We start from the raw sequence: 19,361 nt of genomic DNA on the forward strand, positions 1-19,361 counted from the left end.
CTTATTCCTTATTTAATATTTTCAATAATAAATTAATTTTCTCTTCTAATTTGCTAGTAGCTACCATATTAGGTCCATCGCATAAAGCTTCACACGGATTAAAATGTGTTTCAAAGAAAAATCCATCAACGCCAACTCCAGCAGCAGCTCTTGCTAAAGGCAATACAAAAGAGCTATCTCCACCACTCTTACCACCTGCTGCTCCAGGCATTTGAACGCTATGTGTAGCATCAAATATAACAGGTGCGAAATTTCTCATAATTTTAAGAGATCTCATATCAACAACTAAATTCCCATATCCAAGACTAGTTCCACGCTCAACCGCTAAAACACCAGCTTCTCTTGCCATTTGATGAGCTTTTGAAAAATCTTCGTCTTTTAAATCTTTATATGATAATTCTCCAATATCAGAGCAAGCAAAAAAACTTTCATCGTTGGTTTTATAATCATACCCTCTAGTCTGTGCTACTTTTGCTACGCTATATTTCATATCACTTGGGTTTAAAAATTGACCTTTTTTGATATTTACAATAGCTTTAGTTTTAGCAGCTGCAACTAATAAATCAGTTTGTCTGCATAAAAAAGCTGGAATTTGAAGAGTATCAACAACTTGAGCTGCAATTTCAGCTTGATAACTCTCGTGAATATCTGTAATTATTTTATATCCAAATTTAGATTTTATATCAGCTAAAATCTGCAAACCTTTTTCAAGTCCAGGTCCTCTAAAACTATCTAAACTTGTGCGATTTGCTTTATCAAAACTTGATTTAAAATAAAAATCAATTTGTGGATGTTTTGCAATTTTTTCTAATCTTTTTGCAACTTCTGTAACAATTTCAGGACTTTCTATAACGCAAGGTCCTGCAAATAATATTATTTTTCTCATTTTTTATTATCCTTACTTAAACTTATTCCTATACCACCTATTAAAACGCAGATTATACCTGTTAAAACTACAAAACTTGGTAAATCATCTCCTAAAAGTATTCCTAAAAATAAAGTAAATACAACATCAATATATCCAACTCCAGCTACAACCCCAGCCTTTTTAGCTGCTTTATAGGCTTTTGTTACATATATTTGGTATAGAATCGATAAAGAGCCCATTAAAATAATTAAAATCCATATTTTATATCCAACAGGCATTACAAATGTAGCAAAAGCAAAATCAAAATGCCTAATAATACTCTCATTTAAATACTCTCCGCCTAGCATAGATAATATAGGTAAAATTGTTCCTAGTATAAAAAAACTTGATGCTATAACTTCAGTATTGTAAAACTTTCCTAATTCCCTAGCACTTGTTAAAGCAAGCGCTGCTGTTAAACCACTTAAAACACCTAAAATTGAGTTTTTAATATCAAAACCACTATGTAAATGTTCAGGTGCAAATGGTTGAATTATTAACATTACACCACCAAAAGCTAATAATAAATATAAAATACTTTTAAATCCTAACTGCTCTTTAAAAAACAAAAATGCAATTAATGCTACAAAAAGTGGATTTGTTTTTTGAAAAGCAAAAGCACCGCCTAAAGAAATATTAGCGACATTATAAAAGAAAAAATATAAAGAAATAGTTCCTATTAAACCACGAAAAAACAATAAAGAGAATTTACCACCTGATTTTTTATGTGGAATTTTATAAATCAAATAAGCTATAAAAATAACTCCAATAACATTTCTAAAAAACATTATTTCTACACTAGGCATAGTATTTGCAAGTAGTTTTGCACAGCACCCCATGAGTGCAAATGCAAAACTAGCAATAACCATAAAATATATTCCTAGATTTTTTTTAATTAACCTTTTTAAACTAAGCATAATTATTTAGCTAAAGGAATACTAGGTGGTATAATTCCAGGCATAAAATATGCAATTAAGCTTACCCAAATTCCTATAATTATTATCATAGCTATTGAGTATTTAACTGTGTATTTAAACAACTCACTCTCGCGTCCTACAAGGCCAACAGCAGCACAAGCAACTGCAATACTTTGTGGAGATATCATTTTACCAACAACACCACCTGCACTATTTGCTGCTAAGAATAATGTGTCATGAAATCCTAATTGATGAGCTGTAACTTGTTGTAAAGAACCAAATAAAAGGTTTGCACTTGTATCAGAACCTGTTAAGAATACTCCAATCCAACCAATTACAGGAGAGAAGAATGTAAATGCTCCACCAGTTTGTGATAATGCAATTCCTAATGTTCCACTAGCTCCACTATAATCAGTAATTTTTGCAAAACCAACAACTAAACCAATAGTTAAAATAGGAAACGCCATTTCTCTTAAAGTATCATTAAAGCATACTTTAGCATCACTAGCTTTTACTTTTAAAATATATATACTTGCAATTGCAGCAAATAAAATAGCTGTTCCTGGAGTGTTGATTAACGGAATTCCTAGTCCTAAAGGTTGAGTTCCTGCTTTTCCACCTTCTACAAGTGATGGTTTAATAACTGCTAAATCACCTAAACTAGCAAATGATAATTTAAGATTTGTAAATGCTAAAGCTGCATCAGTTCCAAATAATGATTTAAACCAACCTTGAGTCCATATAACAACAAATACAATTAATAATAAGAAAGGTGACCAAGCATAAACAATTTCTTTGATGCTTAAAGTTTTTACATCGCTAAAATCTTTTTTATCATCAAATCTTACAATATTTTTAAGTTTAAATGTTTTTGCAGCAACAGCAGTAGCTACTAAAGAAACAATAGCTGAAATAATATCAGGTAATTCAGCACCTAAGAAGTTTGCTGATAAAAATTGTGCTATAGCAAAAGAAATAGCTGCAACAAATACAATAGGGAAAGTTTCTTTAATACCTTTCATACCATCCATTAAAAATACTATAAAAAATGGAATACAAAAACTAAACGGAGGTAAAATTCTACCAACCATAGCAGCAACTTCATGTTGTTGTATTCCAACAGCTTGAGCCATTGCAATAATTGGAATACCAATAGCACCAAATGCAACAGGAGCTGTGTTTGCTATCATACAATATCCAGCTGCTTGTAATGGTCTAAGACCTAAACCAACAAGTAAAGCAGCGGTAATTGCAACAGGGCCACCAAATCCAATAGCACCTTCTAAAAATGCTCCAAAACAAAATCCAATGATGATTACTTGAATACGATGATCAGGCGTAATTGTCATAATACTTTGTTTAATTACTTCAAATTGACCTGATTTAATTGAAAGCTTATAAAGAAAAATAGCTGCTATTATAATCCAAGCAATAGGCCAAATACCAGTAGTAAAACCTACTATAATACTAGCAAATGCAGCATTTAACGGCATTTTATAAGCAAAAACTGCAACAAGAATGGCTGTAACAACAGTTAAAAAACCTGCCACATAACCTTTTGTCTTAAAAACCACTAGGCAAAGAAAAAAGCAAAGTATAGGTAAAAATGCTACAAATGCACTTAACCAAATATTGCCAAGTGGGTTAAAATTAGGTGTAAATTCCATAATTTTCCTTTCGTGATAAGATTTTAATATTTTAATTTTAAATGCTGAATTTAGCATATAATAACAACAAGATTAAGAATAATCGTAATATTTTTAACAATATGTTACTTTTTGTAACAAATTTACAAATAAGTTTTTTAAGATATAATAGCTCATTTTATTAATTTAGAAAGGTTATTTTATGAGAGGTTATACCATTTTTTCGGGTTCTGCAAATATTCAATTTGCCAATAAAGTCGCTCAAAGATTAGATTGTAAATTAAGCGATGCTGGAGTTAAGCGTTTTAGTGATGGAGAAATTAGCGTTCAAATTGGAGAAAGTGTGCGTGGTAAAGATGTATTTATTATCCAAAGCACTTGCGCGCCAGCGAATGATAATTTAATGGAATTATTAATATTAACTGACGCATTAAAAAGAAGTTCAGCTAATTCAATCACTGCTGTAATTCCTTATTTTGGATATGCTAGACAAGATAGAAAAGCAGCTCCTAGAGTTCCAATTAGTGCAAAATTAGTGGCTGATTTAATGCAAACTGCAGGAATTAGCCGTGTAGCTACTATTGATTTACATGCAGGTCAAATTCAAGGATTTTTTAATATCCCTGTTGATAATTTATACGGAAGTATTATTTTTAACGAACATTTAAAACAAAGAGATTTAAGTAAAGCAGTAGTTGCAAGTCCTGATACAGGTGGAATTGTTCGTGCAAGAGCTGTTGCAAAAGCACTAGATTTAGAACTTGTTATTGTTGATAAACGCCGTGAAAAAGCTAATGAAAGCGAAGTTATGAATGTAATTGGCGATGTAAATGGTAAAGATGTAATTATAGTTGATGATATGATTGATACTGCAGGAACTATTGTTAAAGCTGCTGAAGTATTTAAAAAATTAGGAGCTAAAAGTGTAATTGCTTGTTGCACACATCCTGTTTTAAGTGGAGCAGCATATGATAGGATAGAAAATGGTGCTTTAGATGAATTAATAGTAACCGATACTATACCGCTAGCAAAAGAATGTAAAAAAATAACAGTTTTAAGTGTTGCACCTTTATTTGGGGAAGTTATTCGCCGTGTTTATCATAATGAAAGTGTTAATGGTTTATTTTCATAATTAAATTTTTCATAATTCCTAATTTAATTAATTAGGAATTATTTTTTAAACTTATAGCTAAATAATCCAAATCATCTTCGCTCAATTTATTTGTATTAATAATAAAATTAATATATTTAGTTTGAATATAAATTCCTTGATAATCTATATATTTTATTTTCTTATACTTGACTTTAAATAAGAAAAATCCATATTCAAATTCTAAAAAATCATCATAAAAATTAATTTTGATTAAATTAAATTTTAGCTCAAAAACTAGCGTAATTATAGGATTTAAAATAATTAAAAAATACATTATAATAATTTCATCACTATATTTAAACGCTGCGATTATAAAAATAAACCAAATTAATAAAATCAAAAAATATTTATTAAAAGTCTTCAGCCTTATACTATGTTTAAGTAATGGTAATTCATAATCATCAGGGTATTTGCCTTTAATATTTAGCATATAAAATATACTCGCAAAAAACATAAAAAATGGGAAAATATATTTTAAATCTTCATAATTATCTCTTACTTTGTATCTCTCATAAATAAAGCCATTTGATTCTAATTGCCTTATTTCTGGATAAAATACGCTAGGAACATAGTAAATAGCTACTTTTTGCCCTATAAGATTTTTTGCATAACTTTTATCTTCTCTTGCTATAAAAGTTTTGTGATTTTTATTATTATCAATCATTTTATAATGCCATATTATGTAATCAGTTCTACTCCTAAATATTTTCTTATAAACTATCTTTTCTATATCATACAATACACCTTCAGCCTTTTTAAGTTCATTAAGATTTTTTGTATGATCGCTTATGTATTCTAAGCTATATAAAACTATCACAATAAAAGTTACAAAAACAAAAAACGCTGAAACTAATTGAAATAAAAATAATAAAAAATTAGCTTTTTTATCATAACAAAGTCTAAAAATAAATATCAAATATAAGTGTTTAAAAAATGCCAACATTGCAAAAAGGAAGCTTAGCTTCCTAAAAATTATAAATATTTTTTAATATTTTCAACCCAAGCATTAATTCTTGCTTCGTTTTTATCTCCATCAGCTTTATCAAGGCAAAGTCCTCTTAAAGCTTTTCCAAATTGTAATCTTGAGAATGTGTAGTTATAATCACTTGAGCAAACTTCGCCTATAAATCTTGCTCCACTAAAAGCTAATTTATCATAAAAATCAGCTACACCAGAGCAAAAACTATCAGGATGTCTTTCTTGTCCGCCAACACCAACGATAGCTACATTTTTATCGCTAAAATCAATAGTATTTAATAATTTTACTTTACTTCCCCAATCATCAGCCAAAGCACCAAAAAAATAGCTTGAACTCATTAAGATTAAAGTTTTATATTCTGATAATGCGTTTATTTCAACATCTTTAATATTTATAACATCAGCACCAATTTTTGCTGCGATTTGCTCTGCAAAAGCTTTAGTAGTACCACCTTTTGTAGCATAAAAAATACCAACTTTTTTCATAACTTCTCCTTAAAATTAAAATATAGTTTCATTGTAGCTTAAATAAGATAATTTTTGTTTTAAATATTTTAAAATTATTTTAAGCAACTTTTAAGATTGGGGGGGGGTATTATATGGCTTTAATTTTTTATTAAGGAGTGTAAATGGATACGAATAGTATTTTAATGAGTATTCAAGACAAGTTGCCAAAAGACGGAATGGCTGTAATTAATTTAAGAGAAAAGTTAGAGAGAATGAGCGATGCTGAAAGAAAAAACTTTTCAGACAAACTACTTGCTGCAAAGCTTAAAAATCCTACTACTGGAATTATATGTGCTATGCTTTATGTAGATAGATTTTATCTTGGCTCTATTGGTTTAGGCATACTTATTTTTATACTCAAATTCATTACTTGTATGTTTGCAATAGGAATTATATGGTGGATTATTGATATTATAAATATTGGCAAAAAAGTTAGACAATACAACTATCAACAAATTTTACAAATTATATAAGGATATATCGTGAAAAAAATATATTTTTCTTTAATTGTAGTTAGTGCATTTTGTATAGGTTGTGGTTCTATACCTAGTTGTGATGATAAAGAAGTAACACAACTTTTAACTGAAATTTTATTAGAACAATCAAAAACATTAGATGCTTATGATATTTCATATTCAAGTTTTATGACTAATAAAATTGATAAAGAAGCAAAAAAGATAAATTGTACAAACAAACTCATATTAAAAGAAACTGAAAATTTTAGTATAATTAAAGAGATATGGTTAGACTATAGTGCAAGATATACTGATGATGGTATGGTATATGTGGAAGTTTATTAATAATTTTGTGTTTAGAATTTGAAATAGGAATTTCCTATTTCAAATTCTTAAATCAATAAAAGCCTAATATCTTCCACCATACTAAGCCAACACAAATCATAACTGCTATATCAATAACACTTACAATAAAACCTATTATCCACCATTTATTAAGACTAACATAACCACTACCAAATACAACAGGAGCAGTCCCTGTAGCATAATGCGTAAGTGCCATCATAATATTTCCTGCAGCTGCTAACATAAAAGCATATAGCATAGGTGGTGCTCCTAAATCAAGCCCTGTTTTATAAAATACTAAAAACATTGCTGAAATATGAGCCGTTGTGCTTGCGAAAAAATAGTGCGAATATAAAAACGCTAAAGTAAAAAATATCATTACAAAAGTTACGCTAAGCCCTAAAGATGAAGCTGCCATTTTTAACTCTTGTCCTAAAAATGCAGCTAAACCTAATTTATCAAGCATAGTAGCAAGCATAATTAAAGCAGCAAACCATACTAATGTATCCCAAGCTGTCTTTTCTGCTAATAATTCATCGTATTTTAAAACACCAGTTAAAAGCGCAATTGCAAGTCCTAAAGCCGCCACACTAGCAGGATCAAATGTCAAAGCCTTTGCATATTCGCTAAAACCAAACCAATTAGCAAAATTACTAGGCATTCCAGCCCATAAGAATAAGCATAATCCAAAAATACTAAGCATAATTTTTTCATCTAAGCTAAATTTACCCATAGCAGCTAATTCTTTTTTAGCTAATTCTCTTGCATCAGGTGTTTCTTTAAGTTCAGGTGGGCTTAAAAAATAAATCACTAATGGCATAAGCAATATCGCACACATTCCAGGAACAAACATTCCTAAAGCCCATTGCCCCCAAGTAATACTAATATTTGCATTAGTTGCATCTGAAATTAGTTTTACTACCAATGGATTTGGTGCAGTTGCGGTAATAAACATAGCAGATGTAATTGGATTTGATTGATAATTTACAAGGCTAAGATATGTTCCTGCTTTATTTGCACTGCCATTATTTGGCTCTGAACCTAGAGCTTTAGCAATTGATTGAACTATTGGATTAATTATACCACCGCCCCTTGCAGTATTTGATGGAGTAATCGGAGCTAAAAACACTTCGCTTAAAGCAATTGAATATCCTATACCTAAAGTTTTTTTACCAAATATGCTTAAAAAATAAAATGCTAATCTTCTTCCAAGACCAGTTTTGATAATACCACGAGCGAGCATAATAGATATTACAATAAGCCATATTAAGCTATTAGAAAATGCACTTAAAGCATCTTTAATAGCAGCCTTACTTCTAGCAGCTCCACTAATATCAGCACTAACACTAATTGTAGAAATTGCTATAAAAGCAATAGATATTAAGCTAACTGCACCAAGTGGCATTACTTTTAAAATAATACATAAAACAGTAGCTATAAAACAACCTAAATATATCCAAGAAAGTCTTGCATCAAATAAGCTTAATTCTAATAATTTTTGTTCTGAAAAATCAGAATGAGCCTTTAATAAAGCAGCTTGTTTAATAGAAATTAGACTTTCAGGAACCGGAATAAATACAAATGAAATAGCTATTAATATACATAAAATAGCTAAAGGAATTTTATCCTTAGTCATAACATCTCCTTTTCAAAAAGTAAGTAATTATAATAAGAATTTATTAAAAAGAAAAATAAAGTATATTTTTTAATAATTTAAAGATTAATATTAAATTTTTATTAAATAATTAATATTTAAGCCCTATAAAGGGCTTAAAATTATTCTCCTAAAGCTTTTTTAGCGTATTTTATACCTAAATCATAAGCCTTAGCATTTGCATCACGAGTTTTTGGTGGCACATGACTTAACATAACTTCTTTTACAACATCAGTATCCATACATTTGCTCATATATACCGCAATTGCAAGCGCAACAACTGATTGAGTAGCCACATTGCCAACTTCATCTTTAGCTATTGTAATGATTGGAATTTCAAATATTTTAAATTTCTTTCTATCTTCTTCACTTGGTTTTACTAGATTTGGCTCAACTACTATTATTCCACCTTCACAAACACCATCTTTAAAACCAGAATAGCCTTTTTGAGCAGTTGAAAGCATAAAAGTAATTTCGCCTTCAACTGCATAAGGAAATAATATTTCTTCATCATCTAAAATAATATCAACCTTAGTTGGACCACCACGAACTTGAGAAGTATATGTACTAGCTTTTATAGCATAAGCACCTTTTTTACTACTTCCACCCTTTTCCATCCAAGCAGCTGCTAAAATCTCACCAGCAGTAATTACACCTTGACCGCCTTCTCCACCAAATCTTAATTGGAATTTCATTTAGCACCCCCTAAAGCATTTAAATTAACCATTCTACCTTCTTTAGCAGCACGGCGAACTTCTTCATAAGCTTTGCAATATTCAGGTTTAGTTTTATTTTCATATAAAATTCCAACTGGGAATTTATCAACTTTTTCTTCATCGCTTAATTTATCAAATTTAGATTTTTCAACAGAACGATTACTTATCCAATCAAGCATTTGAACAGCTTCGCCCATTTTATTTTTACGACCTAAATTAATATGGCAGTTACTAAAGCAATCAATAAAACTATATCCTTCATGAGCCATTGCTTTATAAATCATATTTTCAAGTTTAGCTGCGTCAATTACATTACCACGAGCTATAAAACTAGCTCCAGCTGCTTTTACTAATTCGCAAGCATCAAATGTAGGGTCAATATTACCAAATTGAGCTGTAACCGTGTAAAATCCTTGTGGGGTCATTGGGCTTGTTTGAGAATTTGTAAGTCCATAAATAAAGTTATTAATCATAATATGAGTTAAATCAATATTTCTTCTTGCAGCATGGATTAAATGATTACCACCAATTGCAGTTGTATCGCCATCACCTGTTACAACTATTACATGTTTAGTTGGATTAGCTAATTTAATACCAGTTGCATAAGCCAATGCACGACCATGAGTTGTATGAACGGTATTACAATTTACATATGAGCTCATACGACCACTACAGCCAATACCACTAACTACGCAAACATCATCCATATTCCAACCCATTTTTGCAATTGCTTTAATAATACATTTTAAAACAACACCATCACCACATCCCCAGCACCACTGAGTAGGCATTTTATCTACTCTTAAATAATCATCATAATTAAAAGCCATTAGAAACTCTCCTTTACTTTTGCTTCAATTTCACTTGGAGTTATTGGACGACCATTAGCTCTATGTAAGCTAGCAAAATCATCTCTCTTACTTGCTCTTTGAATTTCTTCTAAATATTGTCCCATATTTAATTCTGTTACTAAAATTTTCTTAAATCTTGAGCAAACTTGCGCTATTTTTTTCTCATGAACTGGATATAAAGTAATTGGTCTAAATAAACCTACTTTCAATCCTTGTGCTCTAAGTCTTGCAATTGCTTCTTTTACAGCACGAGCAACGCTTCCGTAAGCAATAATGCAAATATCAGCATCATCTAACATATATTCTTCATAAAGTGCTAATTCATCTACTTTATTTTTAATCTTACCAACTAATCTTCTCATATTATAATCAACTATTTTGCCATCTTCAGTTGGAAAACCTATATCTCCGTGATGAAGACCAGCTATATGATAACGATAGCCTTTAAAGAATGGATTTAATGTAGCAGGTTCATCCATATCAGCCTTATAAGGCTTATAATCTTTTGGGTCTCCTGTAAATTCACGGCGTGGTTCTATTTTTAAATCTTTTACATCAGGTAAAATTGCTTTACCATTCATATGTCCAACCGTTTCGTCCATTAATAAAAATACTGGAGTTGAATATTTATTAGCATAATTAAATGCTGTTATTGTTAGATTATAGCTTTCTTCAAGACTAGCAGGTGCAATAGCAATACTTGCTATATCTCCATGACTTGGAGCTTTTGCTTGAAATAAATCGCCTTGAGCAACACGAGTTGGAAGACCAGTTGATGGACCACCACGCATAACATTTACTATTACGATTGGAATTTCAGCTATGTATGCAAGCCCTATTTGTTCTGCTTTTAAGCTAATTCCAGGACCACTACTTGCAGTCATTGCTTTTGCACCACTCATAGCCGCACCTAATGCAACGCTAATTCCACTTATTTCATCTTCCATTTGAATAAATGTTCCACCAGCTTTTGGTAGCATATGGCTTAATTCATGAGCTATCTCACTACTAGGAGTTATTGGATAACCACCAAAAAAAGAACAACCACAATCAATTGCAGCTTGAGCTATTAAATTATTTCCTGTTGATATTACTTCTCTCATCTTTACGCCTTTAACTTTTTAAAATTGTTAGCTTTAATTGCAGCCGCTCTATCTTTACCTTCTTGAGTAGGTTTTGCAAATTTAAAGCCTTTAGCATCTGCAACATTAATCGCAAAATCAGGACAATGAGTTTCACAATCTCTACAACCTATGCATGATTCTGGATTAACTACTTCAATCATTTGACCTAAAACAGCACTTGGTTCATCTCTCATAGCAATAACGCCCATAGGACAATAGCTTACGCATATATTACAGGCTTTACATCTTTTTTCATCCACCCATACAGGTGCATTAGTATTATTTTCCATTTTTAACCTTTCTAAGCCTAGATTATCTAGGCTTTAATTATTTTAAAATTTCTTTGATTTTTTTACCGATATCTGCAGGAGAATCAACTACATGAACACCATAGCTTTTTAAAGCTTCTTTTTTAGCAGCAGCACTTTCATCAGCACTTCCTACAATAGCACCTGCGTGACCCATTCTTTTACCTTTTGGAGCAGTTGCACCTGCTATAAATGCTACAACAGGTTTTGTGATATTTTCTTTTATAAATTTAGCAGCTTCAACTTCTAAGCTTCCACCAATTTCACCTATCATAACTATAGCTTTAGTTTCGCTATCTTTTTCAAATTCGGCTAATAATTCTTTATAAGCAAGACCTATGATTGGATCTCCTCCAATTCCAACTGCAGTTGTAATTCCATAACCACCTAAAACAACTTGATTTGCTGCTTCATAAGTTAAAGTTCCACTTTTAGAAATTACACCGATATTTCCTTTTTTAAATATAAAGCCTGGCATAATTCCTAATTTACATTCATCTGCAGTGATAATTCCTGGGCAGTTTGGTCCAATGATTTTCATACCTTTTTTATTTGCATAAGCTTTTGCGAACATCATATCTTTTACAGGAGTATGTTCTGTGATTACTACTGCAAGTTTAATTCCTGCATCAGCAGCTTCTATAATACTATCTCCAACAGCAAAAGGAGGAACGAAAATTAAACTTGTATCAGCACCAGTTTTACTAACTGCTTCTTTAACCGTATCAAATACAGGCTTTCCTAAATGAGTTTCTCCACCTTTAAATGGAGTTACACCACCAACTATATTTGTGCCATAAGCAATACATTGTTCTGCGTGAAATGTAGCTTCTTTACCTGTAAAGCCTTGAACTATTACTTTTGTATTTTTATTTACTAATATACTCATTTTTTCTCCTTACTTTACTAAGCTTTTTACAATTTCAGCACCATTTGCAAAATCTGTTGCTGCGTGAATATTTTTAAGACCTGAATTATCTAGAATTTCTTTTGCTTCTTTAGCGTTTGTTCCATCTAAGCGAACTACTACAGGAATATCAATTTTAGTTGTTTTTGTAGCTTCTAAAACACCATTTGCAATTCTATCGCATCTTACGATACCACCAAAAATATTAATGAAAATTACTTTTACATTCTTATCTCTCATAATAATCTCAAATGCTTTTGCAACGGTTTCAGCACTTGCTCCACCACCAACATCTAAGAAGTTTGCTGGTTTGCAGCCACTATAATTAATAATATCCATTGTAGCCATAGCTAGACCTGCACCATTTACCATACAAGCCACATCACCATCAAGTTTTACATAACTTAAACCATATTTACTAGCTTCTAGCTCTGCTGGGTTTTCTTCTGTTTCATCTTTTAATTCTGCAATATCTGGATTTCTATAAAGACCACTATCATCAAAACTCATCTTAGCATCAAGTGCGAAAAACTCGCCTTCTGCAGTTTTGATTAATGGGTTAATTTCTACTAAATTTGCATCTTTTGCTAAATATAATTTATATAATTTATCTATAAATGTTATTAATTTTTTACCTTCATCTTTATTTAGACCTAAAACTTTTACTACTTCAAGTCCGTGAAACATTTTAAAGCCAATTGCAGGGTCAATTGTAACTTTTGCTATTTTTTCAGGTTGCTCTGCTGCAACTTTTTCTATATCCATACCACCTTCACTTGAAGCAATGATTGTGATTTTTTCTTCCATTCTATTAAATAATAGTGCTAAATAATATTCTTTAGCAATATTTGCACCACTTTCAATATAAAGTTTTCTAACAAGTTTTCCTTCTGGTCCTGTTTGATGAGTTACAAGGTTCATACCTAATATTTTTTCAGCATACATTTTAACTTCATCTAAATTCTTAGCGATTTTTACACCGCCACCTAAACCACGACCACCAGCGTGGATTTGAGCTTTTACAGCCCAAACACTTCCACCTAATTCTTTTGCGTTTGCAACAGCTTCTTCAACACTAAATGCAACCTTACCTTTTAAAGTAGGCACACCAAATTTAGCAAAAATTTCTTTTGCTTGATATTCGTGTATATTCATATTTTCTCCTTAAATTGATTTTAAAATTTCATTAAATGTAACACTTGGTCTCATTATCTTTTCAGCTACTTCGCCTAAAACATAATATCCACCTAATTCAACTGCTTTACCTTCTTCATTCATATATTCTTCAATGATTTTAGAAGAATTTGAATTAAGTTTATCAGCAATAACTTTAAAAAACTTATTCATACTTTCATCATTATTTTGCTTAGCAAGTGCATTCGCTAAATATATTGCAAAATACACATGACTTGTTCTATTATCGTTTTCTTTTGCATTTCTACTTGGAGCTTTATTTTCATTTAAATAATGTGATATTGCTTCATCAAAAGCTTCTGCCATAACTTTTGCTTTTGCATTGCCTTTGTTTCCTTCAAATTCAAGTGAGCTTTGAAGAGCTAAAAACTCGCCTAAGCTATCCCATCTTAAGTGATTTTCTAATACAACTTGCTCAACTTGTTTTGGAGCAGAACCACCCGCACCTGTTTCAAACATAGCTCCGCCATTTAGCATTGGAACTATTGAAAGCATTTTCGCACTTGTTCCTAATTCAAGTATTGGGAAAAGGTCTGTTAAATAATCTCTTAAAACATTACCTGTAATTGATATACAATTTTTACCACTTCTAATAATTTCTAAACTTTTTTTGCAAGCTTCATAAGGGCTTAAGATTAAGAAAGTTTCTCCTAATTCTTTTTTAACTAAATCAATGATTATTCTATCACTTGCTCTTTTGCTATCAAGCCAGAAAATTCCTTGCTCGCCACTTAATTCACATCTTTGTTTTGCAAGTTTTATCCAATTTGCTATTGCATCAGGTTTTGCTAAATTAATTCTATAAATATCACCCTTTTTAACATCGTGTGATAATAAAACTTCGCCATTTAACTCTATTTGATAAGTAGCGTCGCAATCAGCTATGAAAGTTTTATCGTGTGAGCCATATTCTTGAGCTTTTTTAGCCATTAAACCAACATTGCTAACCGAACCAACCACACTTGGATTAATACTTCCATTAGCTCTCATATCATCTAAAACTGCTTGATAAATTGTTGCGTATGTTTGATCAGGAATAACAGCATTTGTATCCATTTCTGCACCATTTTTATCCCACAATTTAGCACCATTTTTAAGCATTGCAGGCATTGAAGCATCTACAATTACATCACTTGGAACATGAAGATTAGTAATACCTTTATCAGAATTAACCATTGAAATTGGTGCTCTTGTATTTAATATTTCTTCGTATCTTTTTAGGATTAAATCTTTTTTGCTTGAATTTTCAACCTTACTTAAAAGCTCACTTAAACCATTGTTTGGATTAATGCCTAGATTTGCAAACTCATCGCCAAATTCAGCAAATAAATCTTTAAAATAAACTTTTAAAGCGTGAGCAAATAATACAGGGTCACTTACTTTCATCATAGTTGCTTTTAAATGAAGTGAGAATAAAATATTTTCTTGTTTGCAGTGATTGATTTGTTTTTCATAAAACTCATCTAGTTTTGCAACATTCATAAAAGTCGCGTCCATTACTTCATCTTTTACAACTTCAAAAGATTTTAGCTCAGTTTTAGCCCCATTTACAACTTTATATAATTTAGCAGTGCCGTTTTCTTTGATTAAAGTTGCCTTTTCATTAGAGAAAAAGTCATCACTACTCATACAAGTTACACAACTTTTACTATCTTTACTAAAGGTTTTTGTTCTATATGGATTTGCTTTTGCGTATTCTTTTACAGCTTTTGTGCTTCTTCTATCTGAGTTTCCTTGTCTTAAAACAGGATTTACAGCAGAACCTAAAACTTTTGCATATTTTTCTTTGATTGCTTTTTCGCTATCATTTTGTGGTTCATCTGGATAATTTGGAACATTATATCCTTTTGATTGTAATTCTTTTATGCAAGCCTTAAGTTGCGGAATAGAAGCAGAAATATTTGGAGTTTTAATTACATTTGCTCCATCAAGTTTTACTAATTCACCAAGTTTTGCAAGTGCATCTTCACACTTTTGCTCATCTTTTAAACACTCTGGAAAACTAGAAACTATTCTTGCAGCCAATGAAATATCAGCTGTGGTAATTTCAATATTTGCATGCTTTAAAAAAGCTTTTGCAATTGGTAAAAAACTTAAAGTTGCCAACGCTGGCGATTCATCTGTGAAAGTATATACAATACTCATCGTAACTCCTTTAATTAAATTTTAGATGAATGTATAACTGCTAAGTTAAAAAAGAGTAAATCAAAAAAAATTAAATTACCCTTATCTTTGCCTTTCTATTTCTTTTTCGTGAGCTGCTAAAGTTGTATTAAACCTATGTGTACCAGTCCTTTTATCTCTCATAAAATATAAATAATTTGTCTTAGCTGGAGAAATTGCTGCCAAAATTGCTTGTGTAGAAACGTTACAAATTGAAACACTTGGTAAACCAGAATTTTTATAAGAATTAAATTCTGAATTATCTTCTCTAATCATTTGTGGAGTTACTTTTATGTGAGAATTCATACCATAATTTAGCATTCCATCCATTTGTAGTTTCATACCTTTATTTAATCTATTATAAATAACACTCGCTACAATAGGCATTTCGCTTTCATTAGCAGCTTCTTTTTGAATAATACTAGCTACTATAATAAATCTATAAAATTTATATTCAGTATAATCTCCAAACACTTTTTTACTAATTGTTTCATTTCTTTTTTTTGTAAATTCTAATAAATATTTTATAAACAATCTTTCACTAATTCCTAATGGAATTGAATAAGTATCAGGAGTTAGCATACCTTCTTTTCTATTTGATTGAGAATATAATTCATCTAATAATTTATCAGGATTTAAATTAAGTTTTTTTGCTGCAATTTCTCTTAAAAAATATTCACTTGTTTCACCTGGAATTAAAGTAAGATTAACTAAAGCTGCTTTATTTGTAGTTAGCTCTTTTAAAAATTCATATCTTGTTAAAATAGGTTTAGATACTGCTATCCAACCACTTTGCGGGTGTCCAAAAAATAATAACAAATATTGGTCTATTTTACTAAATTGCAATTTAGTGTTATTTAAACTTGTTATAATTTTAGCATTAGAGCCTTGTGGTATAAATACAACAGAATTTGACTTAACAGGCTGCAATAAGTAAAACAAAATCGCTAGGACAAAAATGCTTAAAACATCAAAACACATAAATAAAATAATTAAAATTCTTTTTATATTCATATTCTTAATAATCGCCTTTGTATTTGTATTAGCCAATGGAATTTCAATTAAGGATTTTAAATTAATTAATATTGAAATCTCTGAGCTTTATTTGAAACTTGATAAAAAACTAATCTTAAATATAAATAAAGTTTATATAAAAAAAGCAAATAGCAACGAAGTGCTAGATATAAATCAAATTAGAAAAAAAATATTAAGCCTTAAAGAATACAAACAAGTATTTTTATTTTTTCAAAGTATTAATATAAAAAATATTCAAATAAATGATGCTTTAGTAAAAATATATTATGATGAAAACCAATTAAATATCCAATCAGATGATATTGAAGCAAATATAAAAATAAATCTATACTCAAATGAGCTTTTAGCAAACATAACAAATCTAAAATATAAAAACTTATATTTTTATGGAGATATAAAGATAGCTAAAGATGTTGAAATTAAAGGATATTTACACTCTATAAATAATGATTTAAACGCAAAAATAAATATAATAAATACAAAAAATGATTTTTTATTAGGCGTTGATAATTTAGAGATTAAAAATCAACAAGAAGCATTTAAACATATTGAAAATTATTTAAAACCAATACTAAAAGAATGGCTAATAACTAGAGTAAAATTTGATAATTTTAAAGGTAGCTTTATTGTAAAAATAAAAAATAATCAACTAGAAAATACCTTAGGAGAAGGTGTTTTTACAAATGTAATTGCAAATTATAATGATAAAGCACCAAATGCTTATGCAAAAGAAGTTAAATTAAGCTTAAAAGATTATAGTTTAAAGCTATTAGCAAATAATTTAAATTCTCAAGACAATATCACGACTATTGATGAATTTAATTTAACAATAGATAATTTATTAAAGCCAAATATTGATATAAATATCATCTCAAATAATACACTTTACAATAGTGAAATAGAAAAAATACTAAATGCTTATAATGTTGTTTTAGGGTTAAAGCAAAATAGTGGTAAAACAAGCACCTTAGTTAATATAAAACTAAATAACGACCATACTCACAATGTAAAAGTAGATGTTAAAACCAATGGAAATTATTCTTTTAGCAATTTTAACTTTAACGCTAATTTAAATATAAGTGTAAATGATAATTTAGTAGCAATTCAAGGTAATGCAGATACAAAAGAATTAAAAATAAGCAATGCGGATATAAATTTAGATACTAAAACCAAATTAGCAAGTGTAAATATAAAGACTTTAGGAATTGATTATAAAGATTATTTTTATTACAGCGATAAAGCAAAAATGAATTTAAATCTAAATAATAAAACTTTAGATTTTCCGGCATTAAATACCACAATATATTTTGATAAAAATTTACTTATAAAAAGCGATATTTCAAGTATTATTAGTTATTCAAAGCAACTTAAAAAATTAAATTTTAATGATGGAGATATTGAGTTAAGTAGTAAAGATGGGGCATTTTTTGTAAATATATTTAATGCTAAATTTGATTTTAATTTATATAAAAATAATCCAAATAATTTAGATAATAATTATAAATATACTCAAGATGACTTTTATATAAGTATTCAAAACAACATAACCACAATAAATACCAAAAGCAATCTTATTAATTTAAATTCTCAAAACAATAAAACAACTATTAATCTAAATAATCTAATAATAGACGCAAATAAATTAAATAATGATGAAAATAATGATAGCAATAATAATATAGCTCTTAATTTATTAAATTCTAAGATTATTTATAAAGATTTTTTATTTAATTTCAAGAATTTAAAACTAAATAAAAATCCTTATGAAACTTCAATAAGCGCAAGTTTTATTAAAGGTGGAGATTTGATAGCCCAAATAGGAAAAAACAATTTTAAAGCCTACCTAAGAGAACTAAGCCATCAAGCACTAAATGAAATCGTAAATAAAGAAGTTTTTATAAGTGGAGAAATTGATTTAGATGCAAAAGGCAATACTTTAAGTGATTATGAAGGCTTAATTAATATAAGAAATGCCTATTTATCAAATACTAAAAACTACATAAATCTAATCGCATTTATAGAAAGCATACCGGCTTTAGTAACTTTTAATAAACCGGGTTTTACAAAAAAAGGTTTAGGGATAAAATTTGGCTCAATTGAATTTAGAAATAAAAATGACATTATAAATATTGATAAGGTTAATATTTTAGGTTACAACATAGATTGTAGCGGTCAAGGTATTATTAATACAAAATCAAAAACAGCAGATATTACTCTTAATATTTTTACTCTAAAAAATACAAATAAAATCATAAGCAATATTCCTATCGTAAAAGAAATATTTATAGGCGGTAAGGATAATAAAATAGCTACTCAATTAAAAATTAGCGGTAGTTTAGACAATCTTGAATATAAAACTAGCCTAGCTAAAGATATATTAACAAGTCCTTTTATACTTATGAAAAATATCATCACTCTACCTAAAAATATAATAGATAGATAAAAATTAGAACTATTCAAGTTCTAATTAACCAAAACAATATCAAACAAAAGATAAAAAG

Annotated in this window: 18 protein-coding genes; 4 read left to right on the top strand and 14 right to left on the bottom strand. The window is 29.5% G+C overall.

The features are described 5' to 3' along the window. Position 1: 1 nt before the first annotated feature. From kdsA to AVBRAN9331_RS08610, 3 genes are read right to left on the bottom strand one after another with little or no spacing between them, the layout of a single operon-like run. Positions 2-886 (bottom strand): 3-deoxy-8-phosphooctulonate synthase, encoded by an 885-nt coding sequence (gene kdsA, locus AVBRAN9331_RS08600; protein ID WP_214118532.1) that lies wholly within the window; start codon positions 884-886, stop codon positions 2-4. After that, positions 883-1,824 (bottom strand): DMT family transporter, encoded by a 942-nt coding sequence (locus tag AVBRAN9331_RS08605; protein WP_250325177.1) that lies wholly within the window; start codon positions 1,822-1,824, stop codon positions 883-885. The genes kdsA and AVBRAN9331_RS08605 overlap by 4 nt, the downstream gene beginning before the upstream one ends. A gap of 2 nt (positions 1,825-1,826) precedes the next feature. Further along, on the bottom strand, positions 1,827-3,491 hold the full coding sequence (locus tag AVBRAN9331_RS08610; RefSeq protein WP_336612820.1) for an L-lactate permease: 1,665 nt from the start codon (positions 3,489-3,491) through the stop codon (positions 1,827-1,829). A gap of 181 nt (positions 3,492-3,672) precedes the next feature. On the opposite strand from AVBRAN9331_RS08610, the gene AVBRAN9331_RS08615 reads away from it, so the two are divergent. Beyond that, positions 3,673-4,602 (top strand): ribose-phosphate pyrophosphokinase, encoded by a 930-nt coding sequence (locus AVBRAN9331_RS08615; protein WP_214118527.1) that lies wholly within the window; start codon positions 3,673-3,675, stop codon positions 4,600-4,602. 31 nt (positions 4,603-4,633) lie between these two features. Here the strand turns inward: AVBRAN9331_RS08615 and AVBRAN9331_RS08620 are convergent, their stop codons facing one another. Both AVBRAN9331_RS08620 and AVBRAN9331_RS08625 read right to left on the bottom strand, forming a co-directional pair. Further along, positions 4,634-5,566, bottom strand: a complete 933-nt coding sequence (locus AVBRAN9331_RS08620) for a hypothetical protein (RefSeq protein ID WP_336612821.1) — start codon at positions 5,564-5,566, stop codon at positions 4,634-4,636. A 29-nt stretch (positions 5,567-5,595) separates the two neighbouring features. Beyond that, complete coding sequence (locus AVBRAN9331_RS08625; RefSeq protein WP_214120445.1) at positions 5,596-6,087, bottom strand: flavodoxin domain-containing protein; 492 nt, start codon at positions 6,085-6,087, stop codon at positions 5,596-5,598. 143 nt (positions 6,088-6,230) lie between these two features. Between AVBRAN9331_RS08625 and AVBRAN9331_RS08630 the strand changes: the two genes are divergently transcribed. Together AVBRAN9331_RS08630 and AVBRAN9331_RS08635 are read left to right on the top strand one after the other, a co-directional pair. Beyond that, positions 6,231-6,581 (top strand): hypothetical protein, encoded by a 351-nt coding sequence (locus AVBRAN9331_RS08630; RefSeq protein ID WP_214150343.1) that lies wholly within the window; start codon positions 6,231-6,233, stop codon positions 6,579-6,581. A 9-nt stretch (positions 6,582-6,590) separates the two neighbouring features. Beyond that, positions 6,591-6,908 (top strand): hypothetical protein, encoded by a 318-nt coding sequence (locus AVBRAN9331_RS08635; RefSeq protein WP_214150342.1) that lies wholly within the window; start codon positions 6,591-6,593, stop codon positions 6,906-6,908. 52 nt (positions 6,909-6,960) lie between these two features. On the opposite strand, the gene AVBRAN9331_RS08640 is transcribed toward AVBRAN9331_RS08635, so the two are convergent. The 9 genes from AVBRAN9331_RS08640 to mltG form a co-directional block, all read right to left on the bottom strand. Beyond that, complete coding sequence (locus AVBRAN9331_RS08640) at positions 6,961-8,544, bottom strand: DASS family sodium-coupled anion symporter (protein ID WP_214118516.1); 1,584 nt, start codon at positions 8,542-8,544, stop codon at positions 6,961-6,963. Between the two features lie 140 nt (positions 8,545-8,684). Next, positions 8,685-9,257, bottom strand: coding sequence for a 2-oxoacid:acceptor oxidoreductase family protein (locus AVBRAN9331_RS08645; RefSeq protein ID WP_214118513.1), 573 nt, complete (start codon positions 9,255-9,257; stop codon positions 8,685-8,687). Then, positions 9,254-10,108, bottom strand: coding sequence for a 2-oxoglutarate ferredoxin oxidoreductase subunit beta (locus AVBRAN9331_RS08650; protein ID WP_214118511.1), 855 nt, complete (start codon positions 10,106-10,108; stop codon positions 9,254-9,256). Before AVBRAN9331_RS08650 ends, AVBRAN9331_RS08645 begins: the two co-directional genes overlap by 4 nt. After that, the gene (locus AVBRAN9331_RS08655; protein WP_336612822.1) at positions 10,108-11,232 is read right to left on the bottom strand and encodes a 2-oxoglutarate synthase subunit alpha; all 1,125 of its coding nucleotides are present in this window, start codon (positions 11,230-11,232) and stop codon (positions 10,108-10,110) included. Before AVBRAN9331_RS08655 ends, AVBRAN9331_RS08650 begins: the two co-directional genes overlap by 1 nt. A gap of 2 nt (positions 11,233-11,234) precedes the next feature. Next, the gene (locus AVBRAN9331_RS08660; RefSeq protein ID WP_214150340.1) at positions 11,235-11,543 is read right to left on the bottom strand and encodes a 4Fe-4S binding protein; all 309 of its coding nucleotides are present in this window, start codon (positions 11,541-11,543) and stop codon (positions 11,235-11,237) included. A gap of 37 nt (positions 11,544-11,580) precedes the next feature. Then, positions 11,581-12,450, bottom strand: coding sequence for a succinate--CoA ligase subunit alpha (sucD, locus tag AVBRAN9331_RS08665; RefSeq protein WP_214118506.1), 870 nt, complete (start codon positions 12,448-12,450; stop codon positions 11,581-11,583). Between the two features lie 9 nt (positions 12,451-12,459). After that, positions 12,460-13,623, bottom strand: coding sequence for an ADP-forming succinate--CoA ligase subunit beta (sucC, locus tag AVBRAN9331_RS08670; protein ID WP_214118504.1), 1,164 nt, complete (start codon positions 13,621-13,623; stop codon positions 12,460-12,462). 9 nt (positions 13,624-13,632) lie between these two features. After that, complete coding sequence (locus tag AVBRAN9331_RS08675; protein WP_239803665.1) at positions 13,633-15,807, bottom strand: NADP-dependent isocitrate dehydrogenase; 2,175 nt, start codon at positions 15,805-15,807, stop codon at positions 13,633-13,635. Positions 15,808-15,888: 81 nt separating this feature from the next. After that, positions 15,889-16,887: an endolytic transglycosylase MltG gene (gene mltG / locus AVBRAN9331_RS08680; RefSeq protein ID WP_442862236.1), complete on the bottom strand. Its 999-nt coding sequence runs from the start codon at positions 16,885-16,887 to the stop codon at positions 15,889-15,891. On the opposite strand from mltG, the gene AVBRAN9331_RS08685 reads away from it, so the two are divergent. Further along, positions 16,784-19,303, top strand: a complete 2,520-nt coding sequence (locus tag AVBRAN9331_RS08685) for a YhdP family protein (RefSeq protein WP_336612823.1) — start codon at positions 16,784-16,786, stop codon at positions 19,301-19,303. The genes mltG and AVBRAN9331_RS08685 overlap by 104 nt on opposite strands. Positions 19,304-19,361: the final 58 nt, after the last annotated feature.

The organism is Campylobacter sp. RM9331 (genome assembly GCF_020137685.1).
Classification (GTDB): Bacteria; Campylobacterota; Campylobacteria; order Campylobacterales; family Campylobacteraceae; genus Campylobacter_E.

Coding starts and splice junctions, on each gene's coding strand:
- AVBRAN9331_RS08685 (WP_336612823.1), top strand. CDS start 16,784: ATGCTTAAAACATCAAAACACATAAATAAAATAATTAAAATTCTTTTT.
- AVBRAN9331_RS08640 (WP_214118516.1), bottom strand. CDS start 8,544: ATGACTAAGGATAAAATTCCTTTAGCTATTTTATGTATATTAATAGCT.
- AVBRAN9331_RS08620 (WP_336612821.1), bottom strand. CDS start 5,566: ATGTTGGCATTTTTTAAACACTTATATTTGATATTTATTTTTAGACTT.
- AVBRAN9331_RS08650 (WP_214118511.1), bottom strand. CDS start 10,108: ATGGCTTTTAATTATGATGATTATTTAAGAGTAGATAAAATGCCTACT.
- sucD (WP_214118506.1), bottom strand. CDS start 12,450: ATGAGTATATTAGTAAATAAAAATACAAAAGTAATAGTTCAAGGCTTT.
- AVBRAN9331_RS08660 (WP_214150340.1), bottom strand. CDS start 11,543: ATGGAAAATAATACTAATGCACCTGTATGGGTGGATGAAAAAAGATGT.
- AVBRAN9331_RS08675 (WP_239803665.1), bottom strand. CDS start 15,807: ATGAGTATTGTATATACTTTCACAGATGAATCGCCAGCGTTGGCAACT.
- AVBRAN9331_RS08615 (WP_214118527.1), top strand. CDS start 3,673: ATGAGAGGTTATACCATTTTTTCGGGTTCTGCAAATATTCAATTTGCC.
- AVBRAN9331_RS08655 (WP_336612822.1), bottom strand. CDS start 11,232: ATGAGAGAAGTAATATCAACAGGAAATAATTTAATAGCTCAAGCTGCA.
- AVBRAN9331_RS08625 (WP_214120445.1), bottom strand. CDS start 6,087: ATGAAAAAAGTTGGTATTTTTTATGCTACAAAAGGTGGTACTACTAAA.
- AVBRAN9331_RS08630 (WP_214150343.1), top strand. CDS start 6,231: ATGGATACGAATAGTATTTTAATGAGTATTCAAGACAAGTTGCCAAAA.
- AVBRAN9331_RS08605 (WP_250325177.1), bottom strand. CDS start 1,824: ATGCTTAGTTTAAAAAGGTTAATTAAAAAAAATCTAGGAATATATTTT.
- AVBRAN9331_RS08645 (WP_214118513.1), bottom strand. CDS start 9,257: ATGAAATTCCAATTAAGATTTGGTGGAGAAGGCGGTCAAGGTGTAATT.
- AVBRAN9331_RS08610 (WP_336612820.1), bottom strand. CDS start 3,491: ATGGAATTTACACCTAATTTTAACCCACTTGGCAATATTTGGTTAAGT.
- sucC (WP_214118504.1), bottom strand. CDS start 13,623: ATGAATATACACGAATATCAAGCAAAAGAAATTTTTGCTAAATTTGGT.
- kdsA (WP_214118532.1), bottom strand. CDS start 886: ATGAGAAAAATAATATTATTTGCAGGACCTTGCGTTATAGAAAGTCCT.